The 19,083-nt window shown below is 67.0% G+C and carries 11 protein-coding genes; 4 read left to right on the forward strand and 7 right to left on the reverse strand.

All coding sequences use genetic code 11. The features are described 5' to 3' along the window. Positions 1-53: 53 nt before the first annotated feature. On the reverse strand, positions 54-2,489 hold the full coding sequence (locus ACFQU0_RS16930; RefSeq protein ID WP_382202832.1) for a DNA internalization-related competence protein ComEC/Rec2: 2,436 nt from the start codon (positions 2,487-2,489) through the stop codon (positions 54-56). Between the two features lie 148 nt (positions 2,490-2,637). Between ACFQU0_RS16930 and ACFQU0_RS16935 the strand changes: the two genes are divergently transcribed. The 4 genes from ACFQU0_RS16935 (at position 2,638) to ACFQU0_RS16950 (ending at position 10,219) form a co-directional block, all read left to right on the forward strand. Continuing rightward, entirely contained in the window at positions 2,638-6,150 is a 3,513-nt protein-coding gene (locus ACFQU0_RS16935) for a transglutaminase family protein (protein ID WP_382202834.1), read from the forward strand. Positions 6,151-6,253: 103 nt separating this feature from the next. Next, complete coding sequence (locus ACFQU0_RS16940) at positions 6,254-8,749, forward strand: circularly permuted type 2 ATP-grasp protein (RefSeq protein WP_382202949.1); 2,496 nt, start codon at positions 6,254-6,256, stop codon at positions 8,747-8,749. An 18-nt stretch (positions 8,750-8,767) separates the two neighbouring features. Beyond that, positions 8,768-9,712, forward strand: coding sequence for a transglutaminase family protein (locus ACFQU0_RS16945; protein WP_382202836.1), 945 nt, complete (start codon positions 8,768-8,770; stop codon positions 9,710-9,712). 39 nt (positions 9,713-9,751) lie between these two features. Beyond that, entirely contained in the window at positions 9,752-10,219 is a 468-nt protein-coding gene (locus ACFQU0_RS16950; protein ID WP_382202838.1) for a RidA family protein, read from the forward strand. Positions 10,220-10,347: 128 nt separating this feature from the next. Here the strand turns inward: ACFQU0_RS16950 and ACFQU0_RS16955 are convergent, their stop codons facing one another. From ACFQU0_RS16955 to ACFQU0_RS16980, 6 genes are all read right to left on the reverse strand, one after another. Further along, on the reverse strand, positions 10,348-11,547 hold the full coding sequence (locus tag ACFQU0_RS16955; RefSeq protein WP_382202840.1) for a DUF4172 domain-containing protein: 1,200 nt from the start codon (positions 11,545-11,547) through the stop codon (positions 10,348-10,350). Between the two features lie 68 nt (positions 11,548-11,615). Next, positions 11,616-12,704, reverse strand: coding sequence for a DNA glycosylase AlkZ-like family protein (locus ACFQU0_RS16960; RefSeq protein WP_382202841.1), 1,089 nt, complete (start codon positions 12,702-12,704; stop codon positions 11,616-11,618). A gap of 12 nt (positions 12,705-12,716) precedes the next feature. Then, positions 12,717-12,896 (reverse strand): hypothetical protein, encoded by a 180-nt coding sequence (locus tag ACFQU0_RS16965; RefSeq protein WP_382202843.1) that lies wholly within the window; start codon positions 12,894-12,896, stop codon positions 12,717-12,719. Then, positions 12,896-15,277, reverse strand: a complete 2,382-nt coding sequence (gene parC / locus ACFQU0_RS16970; RefSeq protein WP_382202845.1) for a DNA topoisomerase IV subunit A — start codon at positions 15,275-15,277, stop codon at positions 12,896-12,898. The genes ACFQU0_RS16965 and parC overlap by 1 nt, the downstream gene beginning before the upstream one ends. A 32-nt stretch (positions 15,278-15,309) precedes the next feature. Further along, a complete protein-coding gene (locus ACFQU0_RS16975) occupies positions 15,310-17,280 on the reverse strand; it encodes a DNA topoisomerase IV subunit B (protein WP_382202846.1) in 1,971 nt (656 codons plus the stop codon). Between the two features lie 89 nt (positions 17,281-17,369). After that, positions 17,370-19,064, reverse strand: coding sequence for a methyl-accepting chemotaxis protein (locus tag ACFQU0_RS16980; protein WP_382202848.1), 1,695 nt, complete (start codon positions 19,062-19,064; stop codon positions 17,370-17,372). Positions 19,065-19,083: the final 19 nt, after the last annotated feature.

Raw genomic sequence — 19,083 nt, forward strand, 5'->3', positions numbered from 1 at the left:
ACCGCGCCAACCGGCTGCCCATAACGCTCCGGCACATCACCTCGCCCACCGTATCAAGGTGTGGCCTCCTCGGCCTGAAGCGGCACATCGTCGCCACTTTCGGGCATGGTATGCGGGTCTTGGCGGTGCGCTGGCGCCCGCCAGTGCCAGTATCGGCGTGAGGTGTCGCGGTGGCAGCGCAGCCCGTCGGGCTGGGCACTGCTCCAGCGCATTTCGCCGCACGATGGCGACGCCCGCCATTGCGCACCTCGGGCCTCGTACCGCGCCACGACTTCGGGCGCCGGGTGGCCAAACCGGTTCAGATGCCCGGCCTGTATGAGTGCCCAGGTCGGCATCAATTCGTTGAGCCAGACCGGGCTGGACGATGAGCGGCTGCCGTGGTGCGGCACCACCAGCACGTCGGCCCGCTCGCCCGGGTGGCGGGCCGCCAACCTCACCTCCTGGTCGTGTCCGACGTCGCCGGTCAACCATGCCACCTGCCGGCCGTTGCTGATCCGCAGCACGCAGGACAACGCATTCGACGGCGCGCCCGCGCGCAGGTGGTCGGCCGGGTCGGGGTGCTTCACCTCAAAGGTCACGCCGTCCCAGATCCAGCGCTGGCCCGTTTCGCACAAGGCGGGGCCCGTGGGCGCGAAACCACGTGTGGAATGCGTGGGCACATAGGACGCCAGCCAACCCGCTTGCGGCTGGGCCCGCAAGACCGATTCGGCGCCGCCTGCGTGGTCGCTGTCGCGGTGGCTGATCACCAGCACATCGAGCCGTTCGCCCACGCGCCGCAGCCAGGGCACCAGCACCCGTTCGCCCACATCCCCACCGCTGCGGTAGCGCGCGCCGGCGTCAAACAGCAGGCTGTGGTGGGCGGTGCGAACCAGTATTGCGCTGCCCTGCCCCACGTCGGGCGCCCACACATCGAACGCGCCAGCGGCAGGGCGCGCCGGCACAAAAGCCAGGGCGGGCCATGCCAACAGGGCGCCGAGGCAACGCCAGGGCAACGGCGCCCTCATCACGGCCAGCACCGCACCACACACACCCAGCACCGCCACCGGCCACGGCGGCGCTGGCGCATGCCAAACCGCCAGCGGCCACTGGGCCATCGGTTGGAGCACCGCCGACATCACCGTCAACGCCCAGGCGGCCACGTCCCACAAAGGGGCGGCCAACACGCCCAACAATACCAGTGGCGTGACCAGCAGCGTCACCCAGGGAATGGCCAGCAGGTTGGCCAACAGCCCGACCACCGACACCTGACCAAACAACAACAGGGTGAGGGGCGCCAGCGCCAGCGTCATCACCGACTGCTCGCGCAGCAGCGAGCGCAAGGCCTGCCCCGCAGAGGCCGTCTGTTGGCCCTGAGGGTTTGACACAAACAGCAGCATCACCGCCACAAAGCTGAGCCAGAAACCGGGCTGCAGGCCGGCCCACGGGTCTGCGGCCAGCACCAGCGCCAAGCACCACAACCAGACCAGGGGCCAGGGCCAGTCCAGCCCATGCCAGCGCAGCACCACCACCGTGGCCAGCATGAACACCGTGCGCTGAGCCGGCACACCCCAGCCCGCCAGCAGCGCATACGCTGTGGCCAACAACAGCCCACCCAACGCGGCCGCCACAGGTGCCGGCCAACGCAGCAGCAGCCCGGGCCACACCGGTGCCAGCCGCCGCCAAACCAGCCCCACGAGGCGGGTGGCCAGCCAGGCGAACAGCGTGATGTGCAGGCCAGAGATGGCCATCAGGTGCGCCACGCCGGTGTCGCGGTAGACCTGCCAGTCGTCGCGGGCGATGGCCGACTGGTTGCCCACCAGCAATGCCGCGATCACACCAGCGGCGCGTGCATCCGGCACCCGCTGCACCACCGCCGATGTCAGCGCGCCACGCCAGCGGTCGATCGGGTGGCGAGCGCTGTCGCCAACCCACTCGGGAGCGGGCACCTGGCGCCCGCTGCGCACCACACCCGCGGCACCGATGCCCTGCTCCCACAGCCACAACTCGCGGTCAAACCCGTGCGGATTGGCCAAACCATGCGGTGCACGCAACCGCACAGGCCAGCGCCACACCTGGCCGGCCTTCAACGTGTCGGGCGCGGCGGGCCAGAACAGCCGCACCCGCTTGGGCAGCTCGACGGGACGTCCGTCCCGATCGGCCGAATCGACACGGACCACCAGCATCTGCCCATCGGGATGGCTCTGGGGCAAATCGGCCACGACCCCACGCAACCACAGCGGGCGCTCCTCCCACTGCGGCGCCAGCACATCGGACTGCAGCGGCAGCGCACGCCACCCCGTCGTGGCAAACCCCAGCAACGCGGCACACAGAAGCGCGAGGCCGGGTTGCCACACACGCCCGCCCACGGCCGCCGCCGGCGCCACCCGCCAGGCCCAAGCGGCAACCACAGCCACGCACAGAACCACCCCATAGGCAGCAACAGGCCACAGCTGCGGCTGCTGCCATTGCAGCGCCACCCCGATCGCCCATCCCGCCAGCCACGGCCACATGAAACGGCACTCATTCCATCAACACAGGCTGCCCCATTTGAGTGGATGGTGTCGGATGTCATGAAATGTTGGCGCGGTCCTTGCTAGTATGGCCGTGCGGCATTCTGTTCTGTGCATGCTGCTGTTCTCCCTGACGAAAGCTTATCGCATGGCCATCCACGTTGCCCTGAACCACGTCACCCACTACACCTACGACCGCCCCATCAAACTGGGGCCCCAGGTGGTGCGCTTGCGGCCGGCGCCACACAGCCGCACCAAGGTGCTGTCCTACTCGCAGCGGGTGGAGCCAGCCCAGCATTTCATCAACTGGCAACAAGACCCGTTCGCCAACTACCAGGCACGCCTGGTGTTCCCGGAGTCCACGCGCGAATTCAAAGTCACGGTGGACCTGGTGGTCGAGATGGCGGTCTACAACCCTTTCGATTTTTTCCTTGAACCGCATGCTGAGGAATTCCCTTTCGCCTACTCGGCCGACCAGCTCAAGGAGCTGCAGCCCTACCTGGCCAAAGGCGAGCTCACCCCCGCGTTCAAGGCCTACCTGGCCAGTGTGGACAACAAGAAGCAGCGCACCATCGACTTCCTGGTCGGCATCAACCAGAAGCTGCAGGGCGACATCGGCTACCTGATTCGCATGGAACCTGGCGTGCAGACGCCGGAAGAAACCCTGACCAAGGCCAGTGGCTCCTGCCGCGACTCGGGCTGGCTGCTGGTGCAACTGCTGCGCCACATGGGCCTGGCCGCGCGTTTTGTGTCGGGCTACCTGATCCAGCTCGCGCCCGACGTGAAAGCGGTGGACGGTCCCAGCGGCCCTGAGGCCGACTTCACCGACCTGCACGCCTGGTGCGAGGTCTTCCTGCCCGGTGCTGGCTGGATTGGCCTGGACCCGACCTCGGGCCTGCTGGCCGGTGAAGGCCACATCCCGCTGGCCTGCACACCGCAGCCCAGCAGCGCCGCTCCGATCGAAGGCGCGCTGGACGAATGCGAAGTGACCTTCAGCCACCACATGGGCGTGACCCGGGTGTACGAATCGCCGCGCGTGACCCGGCCCTACACCGACGAACAATGGACCGCCATCGACGCCCTTGGCCAGCAGGTGGACAAGGAGCTGGTGGCCGGCGACGTGCGCCTGACCATGGGCGGCGAGCCCACCTTTGTGGCCACGCGCGACCGCGACGCCGCCGAGTGGAACACCGACGCCCTGGGCCCCACCAAACGCAATTACGCCACCGAGCTGTTACACCGCCTGCGCCTGCAGTACGGCGACGGCGGCTTTCTGCACCTGGGCCAGGGCAAGTGGTACCCGGGCGAGCAGCTGCCGCGCTGGGCCTTGTCGCTGTTCTGGCGTGCCGATGGCGAGCCGATTTGGCACAACCCCGCCCTGTTTGCCGACGAACGCGAACCGGCCAAATACACCGCCGACGATGCCCGCCGTTTCAGCCAGGCGCTGGCGCGCAAGCTGGGTTTGTCCACCCAGCACATCACGCCCGGTTACGAGGACACGTTTTACTACCTGTGGCGCGAACGGCGCCTGCCGGTCAACGTGGACCCCTTTGACGCCAAGCTGGACGACGAGATGGAGCGCCAGCGCCTGCGCCGCGTGTTTGGCCAAGGGCTGGAGGCGGTGGTGGGCTACGTGTTGCCGCTGCAGGCCCACGCCGTGCCCGGCCCCAACGCCGCCAAGGGCGTGCGCACCCTGGGACTGGGCGGCACCCGCTGGACCACCGGCCCCTGGTTTTTCCGCGACGAGCGCATGTACCTCATGCCGGGCGACTCGCCCATGGGCTACCGCCTGCCGCTGGATTCGCTGCCCTGGGTCAGCAAGGCCGACTACCCCTACCTGATCGAACAAGACCCACTGGGCCAGCGCGACGCCTTGCCCGAAGGCAGTGCCTTCAAGCGGCAGTACGCACCGCATCAGGTGGGCGGCGGTTTTGCAGAGGGCGGTGTGGTGTCCATGCAGAACGCCGAATTCGGCGTGCCGGGCGACGACACGCCCGCCTGGCAGGGTGACCCCAGCGGTCAGGGCGTGCCCGGCGCCGCCCCCGCCCAGCCCATGAGCGCGCGCTACCCGGCGCGTGGTGAGTCGGCCGCCTGGTTGACCCGCACCGCGTTGTGCATCGAAGCCCGCGACCCACAACGGGCCAATGGCCCCAAGGCCGAACAAAACGCCGGTGGCAAAAGCAGCCACCTCTACATCTTCATGCCGCCGCTGGCGCGCCTGGAGGACTACCTGGACCTGCTCGCCGCCATCGAGGCCACGGCCGAAAAGCTGGGTGTGCAGGTGGTGCTGGAAGGCTACCCGCCACCGCGCGACCCGCGCCTGAAAATGCTGCAGGTCACGCCCGACCCCGGCGTGGTCGAAGTCAACATCCACCCGGCCCACAACTGGGGCGAGCTGGTGGAGCACACCGAGTTCCTGTACGAGGCCGCGCACCAAACCCACATGTGCGCCGAGAAGTTCATGACCGACGGGCGACACACCGGCACCGGTGGCGGCAACCACTTCGTCATGGGCGGCGCCACACCGGCCGATTCGCCCTTTCTGCGCAAGCCCGAGCTGCTGGGCAGCCTGGTGGCCTACTGGCACAACCACCCATCGCTGAGCTACCTGTTCAGCGGCCTCTTCATCGGCCCCACCAGCCAGGCGCCGCGCGTGGACGAGGCGCGCAACGACCAGCTCTACGAGCTGGAAATCGCCCTCAACCAGATCGAAAAGAACCGGGGCATACACGGCCAGGACATGCCGCCCTGGCTGGTGGACCGCACGCTGCGCAACATCCTGGTGGACGTGACCGGGAACACCCACCGCAGCGAGTTCTGCATCGACAAGCTCTACTCGCCCGACAGCAGCACCGGCCGCTTAGGGCTGCTGGAGCTGCGCGCCTTCGAGATGCCACCTCACGCCCGCATGAGCGTGGCCCAACAGCTGCTGCTGCGCGCCCTAGTGTCGCGCTTCTGGAAACAGCCCTGGACAGGCCGCCTCACGCGCTGGGGCACCGAGTTGCACGACCGCTTCCTGCTGCCCACCTTCGTGCGCATGGACTTCGAGGACGTGCTGGCCGACCTGCGCCAGGCCGGTTACCCCTTCGAGATGGGCTGGTTCGAACCCCACTTCGAGTTCCGCTTCCCGCTGGTGGGCAAGGTGCGTGCGCGCGGCATGGAACTGACCCTGCGCAACGCGCTGGAGCCCTGGCACGTGATGGGCGAGGAAGGCTCGGCCGGTGGCACCGTGCGCTACGTCGATTCGTCGCTGGAGCGCCTAGAGGTGCACATCAGCGGCTGGAACGACAGCCGCTACGTCGTCACCGTCAACGGCCGCGCCCTGCCGGTGCAGCCCACCGGCACCACCAGCCACTATGTGGCCGGTGTGCGCTACAAGGCCTGGAACCCGCCCTCCGCCCTGCATCCCAGCATCGGCGTGCACGCCCCGCTGACCTTCGACATCGTGGACACCTGGATGAAACGGTCGCTGGGCGGCTGTCAGTACCACGTCACCCACCCGGGCGGACGCAACTACGACAGCTTCCCCGTCAACGCCTACGAAGCCGAAAGCCGGCGCCTGTCGCGCTTCTTCCAGATGGGACACACCCCGGGCGAGATGGTGGTGCAGCCGGCCCAGTCGAGCCGCGAGTTCCCTTTCACGCTGGACCTGCGGCAGTGAAATGCCAATTCAATCAACCGTCTGAAGCCGGGCATACTCGGGGGCCGTGAAAGCCCCCGACCCCACCCTTTTTGGCGACGACGCCCACGAGAGCCCGGCCCAGATGGCGGCGGCCATGGGTGGCCGCGCCGACGCCGGCCACCTCGACGAATTGCGTGACGAGGCTGGTGCCATCCGTCCGCACTGGGCCGAGTTTTTCGAACACGTGGGCTTTGAGGGCCTGGGCGACCTGAACCGGCGCCAGCACAACCTGGCCCGCCAGATACGCGACAACGGCGTCACCTACAACGTCTACGCCGACGACCAGGGCGGCCAGCGTCCGTGGGCACTGGATTTGTTGCCGATGATCGTGACGCCCGACGACTGGGCCAGCATCGAAGCCGGCGTGCTGCAGCGTGCCGACCTGCTCAACCGCATCTGCGCCGACATCTACGGCCCCCGTGAACTGCTCAAGCGTGCCTTGCTGCCGGCGGCGCTGGTGCAAGGCCACCCCGGTTACGTGCGCGCCATGCACGGTGTGAGCCCGCCTGGCGACACCTGGCTGCACATCGCGGCGTTCGATCTGGCGCGGGGCCCCGACGGCCGCTGGTGGGTGGTGTCGCAGCGCACCCAGGCACCCTCCGGTCTGGGCTACCTGCTCGAAAACCGCATCGCCATCAGCCGTCAGTTTCCCAAAGCTTTTGGTGGCATGAAGGTGCAGCGCCTGGCGGCCAGCTACCGCGCGCTGATGGAGGGTATACAGCGCATGGTGCCCGAAGGGGCCAACGCCCGCATCGCGCTGCTGACGCCCGGCCCGTACAACGAAACCTATTTCGAGCACGCCTACCTGGCACGTTACCTGGGCCTGAGTCTGGTCGAGGGAAGCGACCTCACGGTGCGCGACCAACGCGTGTACCTCAAGACCCTGCAAGGCCTGGAGCCGGTGCACGCGCTCATCAAACGGCTGGACGACGAGTGGCTGGACCCGCTGGAGCTGCGCAGCGACTCTGCCTTGGGTGTGCCCGGCCTGCTGCAAGCCCTGCGCGCGGGCAACCTGCTGCTGGCCAACGCACCCGGCACGGCACCGCTGGAGTCGAGCGCGCTGCTGGGCTTTTTGCCCGCACTGAGCCGGCATCTGCTGGGGCAGGAACTCGCCCTGCCCTCGCTGGACACCTGGTGGTGTGGCGAGGCCGCCGCCTTGCAACGGGTGCTGCCCCTGCTCAAGCAGAGCGTGATCAAGCCGACCCGGCCCGACCTCGGCAAAAGCACACAGATGGGCCAGCGCCTCAGCGCCGACGCGCTGGACCAGCTCACCGGTCGCATGGTGCGCCAGCCCGAGAACTACACGGTGCAGACCTACCTGCCGTTGTCGCAGACCCCCACCTGGAAGGGCGACCACCTGGCGCCCCGCTCGGCCATGCTGCGCGTGTTTGCGCTGGCCGACGGACCGCGGTCGTGGCGGGTGTTGCCCGGCGGCATGGTGCGCCTGGCGCCGCGTGGCCAGCTCATGGCCTCCATGCAGCGTGGGGGCAGCAGCGCCGACTGCTGGGTGCTCACGCGGGGCGAGGTCGATCACACCACGCTGCTGAATCAGGCGCCCATTCCCATCGATCAGCTCGAACACAAGCGCCCGGTGACCAGCCGGGCGGCTGAAAACCTGTTCTGGCTGGGCCGCTACACCGAACGCGCTGAAAACAGCGTGCGCTTGGCGCAAATCGCTCTGCGCAGCCTGCACGGCGAAGACCAGAGTTCGCCCGCCCTGCTCAACTGGCTGGGTGCCAGCGCGATGGGCAACGGCCTGGTGTTGCCCGATGTGCCCAGCGCAGCCCAGTCGCCGCGTGTGTTCGAACGCTCGCTGATCGCGATGCTCGCACCCGACAGTGGCGCCCACAGCGTGGGGTTCAATCTGCGCGCGCTGTCGCAGGCGGCGGCCAGCGTGCGTGAACGCCTGTCGCAAGAGCAACGCAACCTCATCGAACGGGTGCTGGTGGCCTTCTCTGACGCTTGCGAGCAGCTCAGCGCCGACGCCGAGTACGCGCCACAGGAAGCCCTCAACGCGCTGGAGTTGACCAGCGAAGGCCTGGCCGCCATCACCGGCGCACAAACCGACCGCATGGTGCGCGACGACGGCTGGCGCCTGCTCAGCATTGGCCGCCACATCGAGCGCCTGGGCACGCTGTCGCAAGCGCTGGCCGACGGCCTGACCCACGCCAGCCTGTCCGAGGACGGCGGCTTCGAGGCCCTGGTGGCCTTGTTCGACAGCACCATCACCTTCCACGCCCGCTACCAGCAGCGGCGCGACCTGCCTGCGCTGGTGGACATGCTGGTGCTCGACCGCGACAACCCGCGCTCTCTGGCCTGGGTGTTGGGCACCCTGCGCTCGCGGCTGTCCAAGCTCGCCAACACGGTGCACGGCGAGGTCTCGGAACTGGCCCAGCCCCTGCCCGATCCCGCTGGCTGGACGCTGACCGCGTTTTGCGACACCAACGCCCAGGGCCAACCGACGGCCCTGCTGGCGGTGCTGAGCCAATGTCGGCAAGCGGCCATGGACCTGTCGGACGACATCAACCGCCGCCACTTCAGCCACGCCGACCGCGACAACCAGGCCTTGATGACCTGACCCCAGCCGGAGCCCCCGATGGAACTGCGCATCGTCCACGAAACCTGCTACGACTACGCGGCGCCCGTGATGCTGGCGCAGCACATGGCCCACCTGCGGCCCAGCGCCGCGCTGGCGGGCCAGACACTGCTCTCACACCAACTCAGTGTCACGCCCGAACCCGCCCAGGCCATGGAGGGCGAAGACGCCTTCGGCAACCCGCGCCACTTCTTTGCCCTGCAGGTGCCCCACGACCGCTTGTGTGTGCACGCCGACATGGCCGTGCGCACCGAGGCGCCGCAGCCCTTGCCCGAATCCCCCGCATGGGAGGCGGTGCGCGACCATTTCCGCTACCACGCTGGCGCAGCCTTTGACGCCGCCAACGAATTCGTGTTCGCCTCGCCTTTTGTGCCGCGGCATGAGGCCTTTATCGATTTCGCCCGCGCCGCCTTCACGCCCGACCGTGCGCTGTTCGACGCTTGCGAGGCGCTGATGACGCGGATACATGCCGAGTTCGAATACCGCAGTGGCAGCACCGAGATCAACACCCCGGCCCTCACCGCGCTGGCGCAGCGCCAAGGCGTCTGCCAGGACTTTGCCCACATCATGCTGGGCTGCCTGCGCAGCCTGGGGCTGGCGGCGCGCTACGTCAGCGGTTACCTGCTGACCCAGGTGCCCGAGGGCCAGGTGCGGCTGATCGGCGCCGATGCCTCACACGCCTGGGTGGCGGTCTATTGCCCCGGCGCAGACGGCGAGGACGGTGTGTGGTGCGACTTCGACCCCACCAACAACCGCTGCGGTCTGGGCCGCCCTGGCGAAGACTACGTGACCCTGGCCCTGGGCCGCGATTTTGGCGACGTGTCGCCGCTGCGCGGCGTCATCCAGGGCGGTGGCAGCCACAGCTTGCACGTGGGCGTGACGGTGGCGCCGGTGGACCAGTTTCCAGTCGCTGACCCAGCCACGGCTCAAGAGGGTGGCCGATAGAATGGCCCGCTTCACATCACACACACCCTGGAGCCCCACGTGTCCGTCTACGACCAACTCAAAGCCCTCGACATCACGCTGCCCCCCGTGGCCGTGCCTGCCGCAGCCTATGTGCCTTTTGTGCAAACGGGCAAGCTGGTGTTCCTGAGCGGTCACATCGCCAAAAAAGACGGCAAGGCCTGGGTCGGCCAGCTGGGCACCAACATGGCCACCGATGAAGCCAAAGCCGCCGCACGCGCCGTCGCCATCGACCTCATGGGCACGTTGGACGCTGCCTGTAAAGCCGCCGGCACCGACCTCAACGGTGTCAAACGCATCGTCAAGCTCATGAGCCTGGTCAACTCCAGCCCCAATTACACCGAGCACCACCTGGTCACCAATGGCTGCTCTGAACTGATTGGTCAGGTGTTTGGCGACAAAGGTCTGCACGCCCGCAGTGCTTTTGGTGTGGCGCAATTGCCCATGGGCACCTGTGTTGAAATTGAAATGATCGCCGAGCTGGCCTGATCCAATAAAACCGCCAGTTTGGTGCGTCGCGCATCAAACTGGCGCGATTTCTGTTTTTTTTGGTGCATGTGTTTGACCACCCTTGGGAACGCACCACAACGGTACGTCAACCACTGGCCGGGGCCTGCTTATGAACCTTGCGCTGGCGGCCCCTGCCCGGCGTCGATTGCATGGTCCCAGCCGGGCACATTGACGAAGTAACGCGTCGCCTTGCCCTGCCCCCGCACCGACAGCAAACCGTGCTCGACCAAGTGGGCCATGTCGCGTGTGGCCGTGGCCTTGGAGGCGCCGGTCAGCTTCATGTACTTTTCTGCGTTGAGTCCGCCCAGAAAGCCACCATCGCCCGCATCAAGCAGGCGTTGCACCACCTTGTACTGACGGGCGTTGAGCGCCACCGCACCGTGTACCACCCAGAACCGTGAGCGCTGCTGGGCCGCGTCCAGCAAACCGCAGGCATGCTGGCAAGCCGCCGCCAGCTGCCGCACAAACCACATCACCCACGGCGACACGTCGGTGCTGCCACCGTGCTGGGCCTGCTGCAGGGCGGCGTAATAGGCCTTTCGCTCAGCCAGCAACTGCCTGGACAGGCTGATGAAACGCACGGGGCTACCCGCGTCCCGCGCCAGAACCAGATCCACGACAGCGCGACCGATGCGCCCGTTGCCATCTTCAAACGGGTGTATGGACTCGAACCACAGGTGGGCGATGGCGGCACGCACCAAGCCATCCTGATGCGGCGCGTCCGCTGTCTCCGCCCCGGTGTGTGCCAACCAAGCCAGCAGACGCTGCATTTCGTTGGCCACCTGGGCCGAGGGCGGTGCCGTGTAGTGCACCACTTCGCGCCCAGGCAAACCACTGACGATCTGCATGGCATCGCTGTGATTTCGGTACTGGCCTACCCGGATGCGGGTCATGCCGCTGTACCCCGAGGGAAACAGGGCCGCATGCCAGCGGCACAGCCGCGCCTCGTCCAGGGCTTGGTCATGCAGCCGGGTGGCCTCGTCGAGCATCGCCACCAAGCCGTCCACACGCTCGTCTCGAGGCGCCTCCTGGTCCTCCCCCAAACCCAAACGACGCATGACGGAAGAACGGACCGATGCCGGGTTGAGCGACTCACCTTCGATGGCGGATGTGGCCAACGCCTCCTGCTGCCACACGTCTTGTGTGGCGGGGGCCGCAGGGTCCAGGCCGGCAGCGCTGTAAGCACCCCGCACCCGGCCCAGCCATTCACGCGCGTCCAGCAGCAAGGGCAACAAGGCCGGATCGTTGGCCTGCAGGTTGGGCCAATCGGGCAGTTGCCAAATCAGGGTCGCACGAGGAGCGTTCATGAGCCGCATTTTATTGAATACAGCTCATTTATTGAGCTGTATTTACAAAAATACGGCTCAACTGACCATCAAACGCCCAGAAACGCCCGAAATCGCACCAGCTCCTCTTCGATCGCTTGGCCAAAGGCGGCGCCGCAGGGGCGGCCATTGACGAAGCCCAGTTCGTGCCGCAATGTGCCGCGCTCCAGCCGCAGGTTGGCCCAACCCACCACCTGCTCGCCCCACAGCAGGGGCAAGGCGTAGTGCCCCATGGTGCGTTGGGGGGCGGGCACGTAGGCCTCGAAGCGGTAGGCCCAACCCCACAGCAGCTCAAAGCGTCGGCGGTCCCACACCACCGGGTCGAAGGGCGCCAGCAGGCGCACCGTGGGTTCGGGCCGGTGACGGCGCGAGGCAGGGTTTTCGTCGGCCGGCCAGAACCAGTCCACACCGTCCACCCGCGCATGGCCGCAGCGGCTGGCAGCAGCCTTGGCCACGGCACGGGCCTCGGTCATCAGTTGGGGCGCGCCGTAGCGCAGCAGGGTCACAAGGTAGCCCAGGCTGGCGGCCGGCAGCGGCGCGTAGAGGTTCACGATGTGGTCCACCAGGGCCTCGGCGCGGGTGCGGCGTGTGACCGGGTCGTCGTCCTGCGGCGGGTGCGCCACCGTTTCATAAACACGGGTGCCCGAGTCGCGGCGGCGCACGCGCAACCAGCCGTGGCGGTGCATCTCCTCCAGCAAGCGGGTGCTGGCGTTCAGGTCGCCGCCCCAGTAGCCAGCCACGCGGCCGTGGTGCGCAAAGGCTTCGCTGACCTCGCGCGGGTGCACGGCCCCACGTTCGCGCACAAAGGCCAGCAACTCGTGGGCGCGGCGGGTAGCGGCGGCGTCCCAGGCGCCGCGTGGGGAGCGCGGGTGCAGCAGGGCGGTCCAGTCGCGTGGCACAAACCCATAGTTGACGAAGGCCTCTTCCTCAATGGCCAGCCGCTCGTAGCCCCGCTCCAGGTCACCGGCGCGGTAGCCCTTGACCCGCTGGAACAGGATGAGGTCTTGCGCGCGGGCCGGCGCCCGCATGGGGTCGGCCTGCACAAAGCCGAGCCGTTTGATGGCGGCCGACAGCGTGGTGGGCTTGAACAGGCTGCGCGCAATGGCGTGGCGGCGCAAGTGGTCCAGCGTCACGCCCATCGCAGCCCCGCCTCAGACCTTGCCGCGGCGGGCCTGGGCGCGGCGCACCTGGCGGCTTTGCCGGCTCGCCGCCAGGGCCTTGTCCCGGGCCTGGTGTTTTTGGCGTATGCGGGTCGATACCCACTTGGCCACCCCAAAAGCGACGACAAAACCGCCAATCGCGAGCAGCGCCCCCACGGCGTTGTTGTCCATCATTCCACCCGCGTCACACGGTTGGGCTTGAAACCCAGGTCGGCGGCCTTGCCCTTGCGCCCACGCGCGGCGCGGGCGTTGTTGAGGCTGCGGATTTCCAGTGTTTCGTCGCGCTCCTTGCCGCCGCGGCCAATGCCGGCTATGCGGATGCTGCGGGTGTAGGCCACCGCGCCGGCAAGCGTGTCTTTGGCCTCCAGGTCGATCAACATCAGGCCGCGTCCGCCCTTCTCCATCTGCTTGAGCTCGCTGATGTCAAAGGTGAGGATGCGCCCGCCGGTGGACGCGCAGGCCACGTGCGTGGCGGGCGCCAGCGCCTGGCTGCCGCTGGTGAACGCGGCGTGCGAAGGCGCACAAATCGTCTCGCCCTCGCCCAGGTTGAGGAAAGCCTTGCCGCCCTTCTGGCGCGAGACCATGTTCTCCACCGTGGCGATGAAACCGTAGCCGCCCGAGCCACTCAGCAGCAGCACGGCGTTGGCCGGGCCGGCAAAGTAATGCAGCGGCTGGGTGCCGGATTCGAGGTCGATCAGGGTGGTGATGGGCTGGCCGTCGCCCCGGGCACCGGGCAGCGCAGACACGGGCACCGAATACACGCGCCCGTTGCTGCCAAACACGATGAGCGTGTCCACCGTGCGGCACTCGAAGGTACCGTACAGGCCGTCGCCCGCCTTGAAGGCGAAGCCGCCCGCCTCGTGGCCGTGACCGGTGCGCGCACGCACCCACCCCTTTTGTGACACCACCACCGTCACCGGCTCGTCCACCACCTTGACCTCGGCCACGGCTTTCTTCTCGGCCTGGATGAGGGTGCGGCGGGCGTCGGCAAAGGTCTTGGCGTCTGCCTCGATCTCCTTGACCATGAGCCGGCGCAGCGTCGCTTCGCTGCCCAGAATGTCTTCGAGTTTGCCCTGCTCTTCGCGCAGTTCTTTCAGCTCCTGCTCGATCTTGATGGCTTCCAGTCGCGCCAGTTGGCGCAGCCGGATTTCCAGGATGTCCTCGGCCTGCCGGTCGCTCAGATTGAAGCGCGCGATCAGCGCCGCCTTGGGCTCATCGCTCTGGCGGATGATGGCGATCACCTCGTCGATGTTGAGCAGCACCAGCTGCCGGCCTTCGAGGATGTGGATGCGGTCCAGCACCTTTTGCAGGCGGTGCTGGCTGCGCCGGGTGATGGTGGTCTGGCGGAAGCTGATCCACTCCAGCAGCATCTGGCGCAGCGACTTCTGGATGGGTTTGCCGTCCAGGCCCACCATGGTCATGTTGATGGAGGACGAGGTCTCCAGACTGGTGTGGGCCAGCAGGGTGGTGATGAGCTCCTGCTGCAGGGTGCGGCTGGTCTTGGGTTCGAACACCAGGCGCACGGCGGCATCCTTGCTCGACTCGTCGCGCACGCCGTCCAGCACCGCCAGCACGGTTTGTTTGAGCTGGTTCTGGTCTTGTGTCAGCGCCTTTTTGCCGGCCTTGAGCTTGGGGTTGGTCAGCTCCTCGATTTCTTCCAGCACCTTTTGCGAGCTGACACCCGGCGGCAATTCGTTGACCACCAGCTGCCACTGACCCCGCGCCAGTTCCTCGATCTTCCAGCGTGCGCGCACCTTGAGGCTGCCGCGGCCGCTGCGGTAGGCGTCGGCAATGTCGGAAGCCGTGCTGATGATTTGGCCACCACCGGGGTAGTCGGGGCCGGGCACGAGCGTGAACAGGTCCTCATCGCTCAGTTTGGGGTTTTTCACCAGCGCCACACAGGCGTCGGCCACCTCGCGCAGGTTGTGGCTGGGGATTTCGGTGGCCAGGCCCACGGCGATGCCGCTGGCGCCGTTGAGCAGCACAAAAGGCAGGCGCGCCGGCAACTGGCGCGGTTCTTCAAACGAGCCGTCGTAGTTGGGGATGAAATCCACCGTGCCCTGGTCGATTTCGTCGAGCAGCAGCCCGGTGATCTTGGCCAGCCGGGCCTCGGTGTAGCGCATGGCGGCGGCACCGTCGCCATCGCGGCTACCGAAGTTGCCCTGGCCGTCGATCAGCGGGTAGCGCTGGGAAAAATCCTGCGCCATGCGCACCAGCGCGTCGTAAGCAGCGCTGTCGCCGTGCGGGTGGTACTTGCCCAGCACGTCGCCTACCACCCGGGCACTCTTCACCGGCTTGGCCGCCGTGTTGCCCGAGTAACCCAGGTCCATGCGCTCCATGCTGTAAAGGATGCGCCGCTGCACCGGCTTCTGGCCGTCGCACACATCGGGCAGCGCCCGGCCTTTGACCACGCTCAGCGCGTATTCGAGGTAGGCGCGCTGGGCGTAGGCGGCCAGGCTGTCGTCGTCGGGCTCCACGGGCGGGGGCGGCGCAGGGGGTTCGGCGGGCGGTGGGGTCTGCGGCTCGTCGGGCAGGATCAGTTCTTCGGTCATGTGTTTCTTCGAATCAGCTCAAGCGATCCCCGTCAAATGTCGATGTCCACCTCGTCGCCGCGCAGCTCCATCAGTTCGCGGCGCGCCGCCGCCTCGCCCTTGCCCATGAGCTTGGTGATCTCGGCCTCGGTGCGGGCGAAGTCGATGTTGCCCAGTTGCACTGGCAGCAGCCGGCGCGTGTCGGGGTTGAGGGTGGTGTCCCACAGTTGTTCGGCGCTCATCTCACCCAGGCCCTTGAAGCGGCTGATGGGGCATTTTTCGCGTGGCACGCCATCTTTGGCGCATTTGTCGAGGATGGCGGTCAGCTCGCCGTCGTCCAGCGCGTAGTGTTTGGCCGCCGGCTTTTTGCCGCGCGCGGGCACGTCCACCCGGAACAGCGGCGGGCGCGCCACAAACACGTGGCCGGCCTCGATGAGCTTGGGAAAGTGGCGGAAAAACAGCGTGAGCAGCAGCACCTGGATGTGCGAACCGTCCACATCGGCGTCCGAGAGGATGCAGATCTTGCCGTACCGCAGGCCACTGAGGTCGGGGCTGTCGGTAGGGCCGTGCGGGTCCACACCGATGGCCACCGAGATGTCGTGAATTTCGTTGTTGGCAAACAGGCGGTCGCGCTCCACCTCCCAGGTGTTGAGCACCTTGCCACGCAGCGGCAGCACGGCCTGGCATTCTTTGTCGCGGCCCATTTTGGCGCTGCCACCGGCCGAGTCGCCCTCCACCAGAAACAACTCGTTGTGGGCGATGTCGCGGCTTTCGCAGTCGGTCAGCTTGCCGGGCAGCACGGCCACGCCGCTGCCCTTGCGCTTTTCCACCTTCTGGCCGGCGCGCTGGCGCGTCTGCGCGGCCTTGATGGCCAGCTCGGCCAGCTTCTTGCCGTGGTCCACGTGCTGGTTGAGCCAGAGTTCGAGCGTCGGGCGCACAAAGCTGGACACCAGCCGCACCGCGTCGCGCGAGTTGAGCCGCTCCTTGACCTGACCCTGGAACTGGGGGTCCAACACCTTGGCGCTTAGAACGTAGCTGGCGCGGGCAAACACGTCCTCGGGCAGCAGCTTGACGCCCTTGGGCAGCAGGCTGTGCAAGTCGATGAAGCTCTTGACGGCGTTGAACAGGCCATCACGCAAACCGCTGTCGTGGGTGCCACCGGCGCTGGTGGGGATGAGGTTGACGTAGCTCTCGCGCACCGGCTGGCCGTCTTCGGTGAAAGCCACGCACCAGTTGGCGCCCTCGCCTTCGGCAAAACTCTCGCTGCTGGCGTCGGCAAAACCTTCACCGTCAAACAGGGGGATCACCGGCTCGCCATTCAGGGTCTGCTGCAGGTAGTCGCGCAGGCCGCCTTTGTATTGCCAGGTCTGGGTTTCCTTGGTTTTTTCGTTCACCAGGGACACCGCCACGCCAGGCATCAGCACCGCCTTGCTGCGCAGCAGGTGGGTCAGCTCGCCCAGGGGCAGGGTGGCCGAATCGAAGTACTTGGCGTCGGGCCAGGCGCGCACCGTGGTGCCTTGTTTGCGCTCGCCGTCCTGCAGCGGGCGGATGGCGATGGGTTCCACCACGTCGCCGGCAGCAAACACCAGGCGGGCGAATTGCCCTTCGCGGTGGCTGCTCACCTCCAGCCGGGTGGACAGCGCGTTGGTCACGCTCACGCCCACGCCGTGCAGGCCACCCGAAAAGCTGTAGGCGCCGCCCTTGCCCTTGTCGAACTTGCCACCCGCATGCAGCCGGGTGAACACCAGCTCGATGACGGGCGCGTTTTCCTCAGGGTGCAGGCCGTGCGGGATGCCCCGGCCATCGTCCTCCACGCTCACCGAGCCGTCGGTGTGCAGGATGACCTTGATTTTCTTGCCGTAACCGGCCAACGCCTCGTCGGCGGCGTTGTCCAGCACCTCTTGGATGATGTGCAGCGGGTTGTCGGTGCGGGTGTACATGCCCGGCCGCTGCTTGACCGGCTCCAGCCCCTTGAGGACGCGGATGGAGCCTTCGGAATACTCGGGAACGGGTTTGACTGCCATGGGCGCGGATTGTAGGCGGGGCGCTCCCGCCCTCCTTCGAACGGGCGCAGCCCCAGGGCACCAGGCACCCGATCGCCCGGCTCAGGCACTCAGCGCGCCAGCGCGAGCTGTTCGCCACCGGGGGCACCCAGGCGCCTCCCAGCGGAGTGTTGTCCCACTGGTGCCGGCGTCACGGCGTGCAGAGCGGCTTGCGAGGTGCCATAAGAGGTGCCCGTCCCGCCTTCCAGCTTGAACACGTTCACCACCTCAGTCAGGCGCGCGGCCTGCGCGCGCAGGCTGTCGGCGGCAGCGGCGCTCTCTTCCACCAGCGCCGCGTTTTGCTGCGTCACCTGGTCCATTTGCATGACCGCCGTGCCCACCTGTTCGATGCCGGTGGTCTGCTCGGCGGTGGCGGCTGAAATCTCGCGGATCAACTGGCTCACGTTGCGCACGCGGTCCACAATGTCCTGCATCGCGGCGCCTGCCTCGCTGGCAATCACCGTGCCCTGCTCCACCTGGCCCACGCTCTGGCCAATCAGGTCCTTGATCTCCTTGGCGGCGCTGGCGCTGCGCTGCGCCAGGTTGCGCACCTCGCTGGCCACCACGGCAAAACCGCGCCCCTGCTCGCCGGCCCGGGCGGCTTCCACGGCGGCGTTCAGCGCCAGGATGTTGGTCTGGAAGGCAATCCCATCGATCACGCCGATGATGTCGGCGATCCGGCGCGACGAATCCGCAATGCCTTGCATGGTCGAGACCACCCGGCCCACCTTCTCGCCACCGTTGTTGGCGGCATCGGAGGTTTGCTGGGCCAGCTTGTTCGCCTGCTCGGCGGTGTCGGCGTTGCTGCGCACGGTGCCGGTCAGCTCTTCCATGGAGGCCGCTGTTTCTTCCAGGTTGCTGGCCTGTTCTTCGGTGCGCTGGCTCAGGTCCTGCGTGCCCGATGCGATCTGCTGTGAACCGGTGGCAATGCTGTCGCTGGCCTGGCGCACCTGGCCCACCACATTGGCGAGTTGCTGGCGCATGGCTGCCATGGCCGCCACGATACTGGACGAGTCGCCGGGGCGCACGTCGATGGAGCGGGCCAGGTCACCCTGAGCGATGCTGGTGGCCACATCCACGGCGTACGCAGGCTCGCCACCGAGCTGGCGTGTGATGTTGCGCGAAATCAGCATGCCCAGCGCCATGCCAACCAGCAATGCACCCGCCACCAGCACCACCATGGTCCAGAAGGTGGTGTTGTAGCTCTCCACACTTTCTTTGAACAGACGCTCGGCGTTGTTCTCCTTGACGACCGTGAGCTCGGTCATGAGCTTGTCCACCACGTCCACCTGGCGTTTGAAGTCGGTGAACAACAAATCGGTGGACTTGCGGGCCTGGGACAGTTCTTCACCCGCAATGGAGCGCGAGATGTTGTCCACCTCTTTCTGGTAGGTCTGCCACTGCGTGTCGAGTTCGGCAAACATGGCTCGTCCTCGTTCGCTGTAAAAAAGCGGTTTGGCCCTGTCCATCAGGCTGCGGGCCTGGGCCATGTTCTTCTGTATGCCGGCCAGCGCAGCTTCACGCTGTTCCTTGGTGGACGCCAGAATGGCATTGCGCACGTCTCGGCCGATGTACAACAGATTGATGTTGGCCTCTTTGGTCAACGACAGTCCTACGAGGTCGCTTTCGTAGGATGTTTTGGCCGCCTCGTTCATGCGCTGCATGTTGAACAAGGCCACCCCGCCCACCACCAGACTGAGAGCTGCGACCAAAATGAAACTGGTGGTGAGCAGCGCGCCCACCCGGAAACGTGACAAGAACGACATGAAGACTCCCTGGGAGGCG

The organism is Hydrogenophaga defluvii, from assembly GCF_042665235.1.
Lineage (GTDB): Bacteria > Pseudomonadota > Gammaproteobacteria > Burkholderiales > Burkholderiaceae_C > Hydrogenophaga > Hydrogenophaga defluvii_A.